1 protein-coding gene is annotated in these 1244 nt (G+C 63.3%); it reads left to right on the forward strand.

Translation table 11 applies throughout. The annotated features are described in order from the left end of the window. On the forward strand, nucleotides 1–1244 hold a 1244-nt coding region (locus tag Q0C48_RS02515), incomplete at both ends, for an aconitase family protein (RefSeq protein ID WP_291521226.1).

Raw genomic sequence — 1244 nt, forward strand, 5'->3', positions numbered from 1 at the left:
GGTGGCCATCGGATCGTGCACCAACTCGTCCTATACGGATTTGATGACCGTGGCGAGCATGCTCAAGGGCAAGGTCATCGCTGATGGCGTCAGCCTGGGGGTATCGCCGGGGTCGCGGCAGGTGATGGAAATGGTGACCAGGGATGGCGGCCTTCTGGACTTCATCGGGGCCGGTTCGCGCATTCTGGAATCGGCCTGCGGACCCTGCATCGGCATGGGCTTCGCGCCGCCCACGGAAGGCGTCTCGGTGCGTTCCTTCAACCGCAATTTCTACGGGCGTTCCGGTACTAAAAATGCGGCGGTGTATCTGGCGAGCCCGGAAACCTGTGCCGCCTGTGCCTTGACCGGGGTGATCACCGATCCCCGCGATCTGGGGCTGGCGCCCATTCACGTGCCGGTACCTGAGCACTTTCTGGTCGATGACCGTATGGTGCTCGCCCCCGCCGCCGAAGGCAGCCCGGTGGACATCATCCGTGGCCCCAACATCGCCAAACTTCCCACCGGGCAGGCCGCTCCGGCAAGCCTGCAGGGCGAGGTACTGATTCGGCTGGAAGATGACATTACCACTGACCACATCATGCCGGCCGGAGCCAAGGTGCTGCCGCTGCGCTCCAATCTGCCAGCCATTTCGGAGTTTGTCTTCCACATGGTGGATGAGACTTTCCCGGCCCGCGCCAAGGCGGCTGGGGGCGGTTTTATCGTGGCGGGTCACAATTACGGGCAGGGTTCCAGCCGTGAACATGCGGCACTGGCGCCCCGCTATCTCGGCGTGCGCGCGGTGCTGGTCAAGTCGTTTGCGCGTATTCACCTCGCTAATCTCATCAACTTCGGTATCCTGCCCCTGACCTTCGTGGACGCGGCGGATTATGCCAGGGTGCAGGCGGGGGATCAGCTCAGTCTGGATATCAGGGGGCTGGCGCTGGGCCAGGGGCTGCTGCTGTTCCTGCTGATCGCGGATAGTTTCGACCTGACCGAGACCTTGTTCGGCCGGGTGCGCAAGCGGCATTTCGAGCCGGTGCCGGCGCCCCATGGTACGAAACTGCCGAAGGTTTCGCTGCATCTGCCGATCTGCAATGAGCCGGCCGATATGGTCAAGCAGACGCTGAACGCGCTCGCCGCCCTCGATTACGAGGATTACGAGGTGCTGGTGATCGACAACAACACCAAGGACAGCGCGGTGTGGGAGCCGGTGGCGGCGCATTGTGCGCGGCTGGGCGCGAAATTCCGGTTTTTCACGCTGGGTC

This window comes from Acidithiobacillus sp. (assembly GCF_023255755.1).
In the GTDB taxonomy this organism is placed as follows: Bacteria; Pseudomonadota; Gammaproteobacteria; order Acidithiobacillales; family Acidithiobacillaceae; genus Acidithiobacillus.